Annotated in this window: 7 protein-coding genes; 1 reads left to right on the top strand and 6 read right to left on the bottom strand. The window is 53.6% G+C overall.

Annotation, left to right across the window (positions count from 1 at the left end):
- Positions 1 to 288: DUF1570 domain-containing protein (locus ABX962_RS26600; RefSeq protein ID WP_372723912.1), on the top strand; the 288-nt coding region annotated here is incomplete at its 5' end.
- 55 nt (positions 289 to 343) lie between these two features.
- Here the strand turns inward: ABX962_RS26600 and ppk2 are convergent.
- The 6 genes from ppk2 to ABX962_RS26570 all read right to left on the bottom strand — a co-directional run.
- Positions 344 to 1,240: a polyphosphate kinase 2 gene (gene ppk2, locus ABX962_RS26595; protein ID WP_372723915.1), complete on the bottom strand. Its 897-nt coding sequence runs from the start codon at positions 1,238 to 1,240 to the stop codon at positions 344 to 346.
- Positions 1,241 to 1,244: 4 nt separating this feature from the next.
- Positions 1,245 to 2,012, bottom strand: coding sequence for a phosphate ABC transporter ATP-binding protein PstB (gene pstB, locus ABX962_RS26590; protein WP_345320571.1), 768 nt, complete (start codon positions 2,010 to 2,012; stop codon positions 1,245 to 1,247).
- A 64-nt stretch (positions 2,013 to 2,076) separates the two neighbouring features.
- Positions 2,077 to 2,991 (bottom strand): phosphate ABC transporter permease PstA, encoded by a 915-nt coding sequence (pstA, locus tag ABX962_RS26585; RefSeq protein WP_372723911.1) that lies wholly within the window; start codon positions 2,989 to 2,991, stop codon positions 2,077 to 2,079.
- On the bottom strand, positions 2,988 to 3,968 hold the full coding sequence (pstC, locus tag ABX962_RS26580) for a phosphate ABC transporter permease subunit PstC (protein ID WP_372723909.1): 981 nt from the start codon (positions 3,966 to 3,968) through the stop codon (positions 2,988 to 2,990). Before pstC ends, pstA begins: the two co-directional genes overlap by 4 nt.
- Before the next feature lie 101 nt (positions 3,969 to 4,069).
- Positions 4,070 to 5,140 (bottom strand): phosphate ABC transporter substrate-binding protein PstS, encoded by a 1,071-nt coding sequence (pstS, locus tag ABX962_RS26575; protein ID WP_372723907.1) that lies wholly within the window; start codon positions 5,138 to 5,140, stop codon positions 4,070 to 4,072.
- Between the two features lie 441 nt (positions 5,141 to 5,581).
- Positions 5,582 to 6,455 (bottom strand): flagellar basal body rod C-terminal domain-containing protein (locus ABX962_RS26570; RefSeq protein ID WP_372723905.1); only part of this gene is annotated, 874 nt, incomplete at its 5' end.

The raw sequence follows: 6,455 nt of genomic DNA, 5'->3' as shown, positions 1-6,455 counted from the left end.
CTACCGAGCCGGCCCGATGAATCGCTGGCGACGCTGATTGCCGATGACTCACGATTCCGCAGCCCCGCCACCGCCGCCGATGCTTATGGCGAAGGTTGGGCGCTGACCTATTTTTTACTTAAGACCCAGCGAGAAGAATTCGTCAAATACCTGCGGCAGCTCAGCCAAGTCAAACCGCTAGTGGAATTGAGCAAACGCGAACGCATCGCGATGTTCGAAACGGCGTTCGATACCACACTCGAAAAGCTTGACAAGCAATTCCTGACCTACATGCGGCGCGTCCGCTAAAGAGTTTGCGGCAATCGCTGGCGGCGGATTTCCGCACGGGTTAACGAGTCTCGGGTTAAAAGAGACTTGGGACAAACATCCGCTCGGGCATTGGAATGCGTTGGTAATCGTCGCTCCGTTCGCGTGGTGGCAACTCAATACTTTTGCTCTGAACCTCGGTATAGGGAACTTGGCTCAAAAAGTGACCGATACAATTCAATCTCGCTCGCTTTTTGTCCACCGCATCAACGATCCACCAAGGCGCCTCGGCGGTATGCGTTCGCTCGAGCATGATCTCTTTTGCGATCGTGTACTGTTCCCAACGTTTTCGCGATTCCAAATCCATCGGACTCAATTTCCACTGTTTTAATGAGTCATTGATGCGGCATTGAAAGCGAAATTGCTGTTCTTCGTCGGTGATCGAAAGCCAGTATTTGATCAGAATGATCCCCGAATCGACCAGCATTCGTTCGAATTCCGGCGCGGTGCGAAGGAATTGTTCGTATTCTCGATCGGTACAAAACCCCATCACTCGCTCGACGCCGGCGCGGTTGTACCAACTGCGATCGAACAACGCGATCTCGCCCGCGCCGGGTAGATGATTGACGTAGCGTTGAAAGTACCACTGGGTCTTTTCACGCTCGCTTGGTGCGGGCAACGCGACGACACGGCATACGCGTGGATTTAATCGCTGGGTGATTCGCTTGATCACGCCCCCTTTGCCTGCTGCGTCACGTCCTTCGAACAGCACGGCGACACGCGTACCGGTGGCAACCACCCAATCTTGCAATTTGACCAATTCGTGTTGCAGTTTCAGCAGTTCGACAAAGTATTGGCGACGAAAACGCGTCTCACGATCGGCCAAATTCGGACGTGCGTTTTCGGTCGACGCATCCTCGAGCTCTAATTCGAGTTCTTCGTCGATCGAATCCAATATTTCTTCGCGAATACGTGAATACAGTTCCTCGCTCATCACGCTAACTGAACTCACCGCTGATGTATTGTTTTGTCGCATCTTCTTGTGGCGAATCAAACAGTTCATTGGTATCGCCAAACTCGACCAAATAACCGGTTCGCCCGCCGCCGCTGGTATCGACGTACATAAACGCGGTTTGATCAGCAACACGCTTGGCTTGTTGCAAATTGTGAGTCACGATCGCAATCGTGTAATTCTCTTTCAATTCCTGCATCAAATCTTCGATGCGGCGAGTGGCGATCGGATCCAATGCCGAACACGGCTCGTCCATCAATAACACTTCGGGCTCGGTCGCGATCGCGCGGGCAATACACAGCCGTTGCTGTTGTCCTCCCGAGAGCGAAAGACCACTATTTTTCAGTTTGTCCTTGACCTCGTCCCACAACGCAGCGCCGCGCAGTGCTTTTTCAACCTTCTCGGCGATATCGCCGCGATAGCGATTCAAACGCAAACCGAAGGCGACGTTGTTGTAGATGCTCATTGCAAATGGATTGGGTTGCTGGAACACCATTCCGATGTAACGCCGTACCGCCACGGGATCGACTTTGGCGTGGTAGATGTCTTTGCCACGAAAGTGCACATGGCCTTCGAATCGAAATCCACGAACCAAATCATTCATTCGGTTCAAGCAACGCAGTGCACTACTTTTCCCACATCCCGATGGGCCAATAAACGCAGTGATCGAACCGCGATGGATCGGAATGCGACTGTCACGAACCGCACGGAAGTTTCCGTAATACAGGTTTTCGATATTACAATCCAACAACAATGAACCATTGTTGTTGGCAAGGACATCGTTTTCAACTTTAGCTGAAGCAATCACGTGGGTTTTCCTAAGAGGCTTTGGAGCGACTCGAAATGATTTGACCGAAAATGTTGATCGTCAAAACCATCAACACCAAGATCAAGGAAGCGGCCCATGCCATTTCGATTTGGTTCTCGAAGGGCATGCCGGAAAAGTTGTAAATAAACACAGCAAGCGAAGCGGTCGGCTCCATGACCTGAGAACTTCCGTCCTCAAAAATCCAGTAGTTACTAAACAGTGCGGTAAACAGCAACGGAGCCGTTTCACCCGCGGCACGCGCGACGGCCAACATCACGCCGGTCAAGATCCCAGGCAGCGCGGTTGGCAGGACAATTTTCCAAGCGACCTGAGTCGGGGTACACCCCATCCCAATCGCAGCTTCTTTCATCTTGACCGGTACCATTCGCATCGCTTCTTCGGCCGTCAAAATCACGGTCGGCAACATCAACAGCGCCAACGCCACCCCGCCTGCCGGTGCGGAATACCCGCCGGTCGCAATCACAATCGCGGCATAAGCGAACACGCCCGCTAAAATCGATGGCAATCCGGTCAATGTCTTTGCACAAAAGCGGGCGATTGACGCCGTCTTGCTCTGCGGACCAAATTCGGCCAAGAAGACCGCGGTCAAGATACCAAAAGGAATCGCGATCGCGGCGGCAATCGACACGATCACGATCGTTCCGACAATCGCGTTGCCAAAACCGCCTCCCTCTTCGAATGCCGTCGGGGGCAACTCGGTAAACAAAGCCAGCGAGATTTTTTTTCCGCCTCGCCATATCAGCATGATCAAAACGCTGAATAGTGGCACACATGCGATGATGGTGGCGATTCCGGTTCCAATACTCAACACGATGCTGAACAAGGTTCGCGGATGACGCAGTGAACGCTCTAAGCGAGGAAAGTCGACGTCGTTGAATTCGGTGGTGATTTCAGCCGTGTTCATTTTGCACCTCCACGCATGCGGGCTGAAGCGTGCTTTAACACAAACGCACCGCAGATGTTCACCAGCAATGTGATCGCCAAAAGGATCAGAGCGGCGTACATCAACACAGGCTCTTCGCGCTCCCCGGCTTCAGGGAAAAGATTCGCCAACAGCGCCGCTAGCGTATTGCCGGGCGAGAAGAGTGAAATACTCATTTGGTTTGAATTTCCCACCAGCATCGCCAATGCCATCGTCTCGCCCAACGCGCGGCCAAAGCCGAGCACCAGTGCGCCGAAGATGCCGGTCGACGCCGTTGGCACGATCACCCCGATGATCGCTTCCCAACGGGTGGCCCCCAACCCGAAGGCCGCTTCTTTTAATTTTTTCGGCACGTTGCTCAGCGCGTCGCGAGAGATCGCCGAGACGGTCGGCAATATCATGATCGACAACACCAGTGCCGCAGGCAACATCCCAGGCCCCGATAGCGAGGTTTTGAAAAACGGGATCCAGCCCAAATTTTCATGCAACCATGTCGCGAACGGACGCAACATTGGGATCACGACAAAGATTCCCCACAATCCGTAGACCACGCTGGGGATCGCCGCCAACAATTCCACAACGTTCTTGAAAGCCCACTCAACTTTGTGAGGCAAGAAGTCTTGGGTTAAGAAGATCGCGATCGAAACGCCGAAGAACCCACCGATCAGCAAGGCCAACAACGAACTGTACAGCGTTCCCCAAATCTCGGGCAAAACGCCAAACTCTTCGTTTTGCACATCCCATGTGGACGAGGTCAGAAAACGAAGCCCATGCTGGCTGATCGCTGGCATCGCTTTGGTGGCAACTTCGTACACCACCAAAAACACAACCAACACGGTCAGCCAAGCGAAACCTCGAGTCAATCCGCGAAACGCACGATCCTTCGCAATCTCCATCGATGACGGAGGCGAAGAGATTGACGCCGATTCCGCGAGATCGGAAAGCGTGGCATTAGCCATGGAGTCGCCTAGAAAAAGAGCTGCAAAACGAGGATCGATAGACTTGGCAATCAATCGCCGTGACGGATGAAGCATCTATCACGGCACCTCATGTCGTTAAACTACTTGATGGTCTCGAGCTTTTCGGTCACGGTCGTGACCACGTTTTCCGGGAGCGGGATGTAGCCCATTTCCGCACTCGACTTTTGCCCCTGGTGCAAGCACCATTTGACCAGACTCTTCAGGGCATTGGCTTTGGCCGAATCTTCGTACTTCTCGTAGCACAGCAACCATGTGTAACTGACGATCGGATAGGCTTTTTCGCCAGAGGGATCGGGCAACCAAGCACGCAGGTCTTTTGGCATCTCAACGCCTGCCAAAGCTGCGGTTGCATTTTCCAGCGTAGGCTCGATGAATTTGCCTGAAGCGTTTTCGAGTGTTGCCATTGGCAACTTGGCTTGCTCGGCAAAACCAAACTCGACGTAGCCGACCGCACCAGGGGTTTGCATGACCGTTGCCGTCACGCCATCGTTCTTGGGTGCGGCGATGAACTTGTCGCTCTCGGGCCAGTTGACCGTTTTTCCAACCCCCGGGCCGTCGGCAAACTTTTTGCTGACGGCGCTGAGGTGATTGGTGAACACGAACGTGGTTCCGCTGCTGTCGGCACGACGGACCACGGTGACGGGCAATTCAGGAAGATCCACCCCTTCGTTGGTCGCGGCAATCGCAGCATCATTCCACTTCGAGATTTCGCCCAAGAAAATCTTGGTGTAGGCGTCGCGTGAAAGAGACAATGGCTTCTTCAGCTCGGGAAGGTTGTAGGCCAACACAATGCTACCTGCGGTCATCGGCAACAAGACAACGCCGTCGTCGACTTGAGCGATCTCGCTGTCGTTCATCGCAGCGTCACTGGCTGCGAAATCCACCGTGTGACCAATAAAATCCTTGATCCCGCCGCCGCTTCCCTTGGCTTGGTAGTCCACCTTCACGCCCTCGGTCGCCGAGCTGTATTCTTTGAACCAGCGGCCATACAGTGGAGCAGGAAAACTCGCTCCGGAGCCTTGCAACTTGATGTTTTGGGCTAGCGAATCGGAGTCGCCCCCGGGAGTGGAACTGGAAGAGCTTGAAGCGTTGCAACCGACCAAAATGACGAGGGCGGTAAGACAACAGAAGCGATACGCACTTTTGTTCACAGTGGGACTCGTACTGGATCCGGGGGAGGCGATCTGAAACTTTTGAGCCCAGTTTTAGTCCCCTCTTTCGCTCGCCGGAACCTTCGCTCACCAACAATTAACACGCTCTTAACAAAACTCGTCGCTCTGGCCATAGGGTGGTAAGACCCCACGATTCAGTGCCGTTATGCGACTTTGCACCACCTTAGCGATCGCCCACATTCGAGAAATATGAAGACGCAGAGAGGCTAACGGAGTGCTAAAGGACGGCCTGAAGTTCTGTTTTCCGAACACGCTTTCTGAACGGCGGTGTTTTCTGCCAGCGCTGCACTGACTTCGCAGACAGCTGTTTTAGTTAGCCGTTTTGGCCAACGCGGTGAAGCATTTACAGGCGTCAAATTACGGCATGTGCGTTTTTGCAGCGACGCTCGCCAGAGCGTGGATGGTTGCCACGCGCTGGAGTTACAGGTTCATTAGAATGTCAAGCATTTCGGTCGCGGTCGAGATCACTCGCGACGACGCTTGAAACGCGCGCTGGTATGCAATCAGCTTGATCGATTCTTCGTCGATGTTCACGCCGGTGATGGCAAGATGTTGCCCCTGAAGCGTGGCATAAAAGTCTCGCAAGCCATCCGCTTCACTTCCTTGCAGACTAATTTTCTGAGCCATGGTGGCAATTGTCGATTCGTAGATACCTCGAATCGATCGCCCTTCGAGCTCATCCACAGGGCGGTCTACCAAATCGAGCATGCGAGATAAGACGTCGGTGTCTTCGCCAATTCCGCCTGCGCTGATCGCTAAAAAATCACTATCCTTTTTCAACGCATCGTTGACATTGATGTCAACGGCACTGCGACCGACAAAGAATGTATTGATACCCGCCGCCGCTAAAAACCCGCTGGTATCCTCACCAAAGGTAAACGAAGAGGTTGGCGAGTCAGAAAGGATTTCGATTTGTCCGCCACTGGTCACACTGGCCGTAATACCATCAATCGCATCGATATCGGCCACGATTGAGCTAACCGTCGAATCGGTGACTTGCCCCAGGTTCTTTACTTTGATCCGATGGGTCGAGATCACTTCACCCGACGCATCGACTAGGTTCATATCAAAGGTGCCATTGTTGGGCGTCCACGCTAACCCCGCTTGATCGAGCGGCACAAATGCGTCGGACTTGACGCTGGAAAGCAAATCTTGGAACCCTTCTCGGCCTTGCCCCTGCGAGTGCACTTCATTGACCGTGCGGATCAACGCGGACGCCATGCGATCGATCCCCGCGATGTATTCGCCAAAGACGCCGTCGCGAGCTTCCATGGTCGCGCCCAATTGGCCTCCG

Source organism: Novipirellula sp., from assembly GCF_041583735.1.
GTDB lineage: Bacteria > Planctomycetota > Planctomycetia > Pirellulales > Pirellulaceae > Novipirellula.
The sequence above is the reverse complement of the archived record's forward strand: the minus strand, read 5'-3'. Positions and strand labels throughout refer to the sequence as shown.